Source organism: Roseateles sp. (assembly GCF_049240545.1).
GTDB lineage: Bacteria > Pseudomonadota > Gammaproteobacteria > Burkholderiales > Burkholderiaceae_C > Paucibacter_A.
In genome coordinates this window covers 1-1,271 of the sequence record NZ_JBMLSK010000351.1, presented here as the reverse complement: position 1 = coordinate 1,271, position 1,271 = coordinate 1, and the positions used below count along the sequence as shown (strand labels likewise).

At 65.5% G+C, this 1,271-nt stretch carries 1 protein-coding gene; it reads left to right on the top strand.

What is annotated here, in order from left to right:
* Positions 1–61: 61 nt before the first annotated feature.
* Positions 62–1,271, top strand: a protein-coding gene (locus ACOVRJ_RS21515; RefSeq protein WP_422045864.1) for an IS3 family transposase whose coding sequence is annotated in 2 segments (ribosomal slippage) — positions 62–311 and positions 311–1,271 — 1,211 coding nt annotated over the 2 segments. Because the reading frame shifts where the segments join, the coding sequence is not laid out codon by codon here. This gene is flagged as partial in the annotation.

The following is a 1,271-nucleotide window of genomic DNA, read 5'->3' as shown; positions in this document are numbered from 1 at the left end:
TGGTCTGCGCCCCTTGAAGTGATCCACCCGCAATGGGGCAAGATTGCCCGAGGAGGATCGAATGGGACGCAAGCATCACAAGCCTGAGGAGATTGTGGCCAAGCTCCGTCAGGTCGAGGTTCTGACTGGTCAGGGCCGATCGATCGCGGAAGCTGCGCGATCGATCGAGGTCAGCGAGCAGACGTATTTTCGTTGGCGTGCGGAGTATGGCGGCATGAAGACCGACCAGCTGAAGCGGCTGAAAGAGCTGGAACTGGAGAACATGCGGCTGCGACGCGCGGTGTCGGATCTGACGCTGGATAAGCTGATCCTGAAGGAAGCCGCACGGGGAAACTTCTAAGCCCCGCTCGCCGCCGCGCCTGCGTGGAGAGAGTGCAGAGCGAGCTCGGTGTGTCCGAGCGCCGCGCCTGCCAGGTGTTGGGCCAACACCGCTCTACCCAGCGCAAGGTGCCGCACACCGCCGATGACGAGGCGGGGCTGACTGCCGACATCATCGAGTTGGCCAGGAGCTATGGCCGCTACGGCTACCGGCGAATCACGGCGCTACTGCGCGAGGCGGGCTGGGCGGTGAACGCCAAGCGGGTGCAGCGGATCTGGCGGCGAGAGGGGCTGAAAGTTCCACAGCGACAGCCGAAGCGGGGCCGTCTTTGGCTCAACGACGGCTCGTGCGTCCGGCTGCGGGCGAGTTGGGTCAATCACGTGTGGTCCTACGACTTCGTCGAAGGCCGCACGCATGAGGGGAGGAAGTTCCGAATGCTATGCCTGATCGATGAATATTCGCGCGAAGCCCTGGCGATCCTGGTGAAGCGGCGACTGAACGCGCAGGACGTGATGGAGACCTTGGCCGACGCGATGATCAGCCGCGGCACGCCTAGCTACATCCGCTCGGACAACGGGCCTGAGTTTGTCGCCAAGGCGCTGCGGCACTGGATCGCCCAGGTCGGCACTCAGACAGCATATATCGAGCCAGGCAGTCCCTGGGAGAACGGCTACTGCGAGAGTTTCAACAGCAAGCTGCGCGACGAACTGCTCAACGGGGAGATCTTCTACAGCCTGCGGGAAGCCGAGGTGCTGATCGAAGCATGGCGCCGGCACTACAACACTGTCCGGCCCCACAGCTCCCTCGGCTACCGACCGCCAGCTCCGGAGGCACTCCTGCCGCGAGGCGCCGCAGTGTTGGGGGGGGGGGGGGGGGGGGGCCCCCCCCCCCCCCACACCCCGCCCCCCCCCCCCCCCCCAAAAAAAAACCCCCCCCCCACCCCACCCCGGCG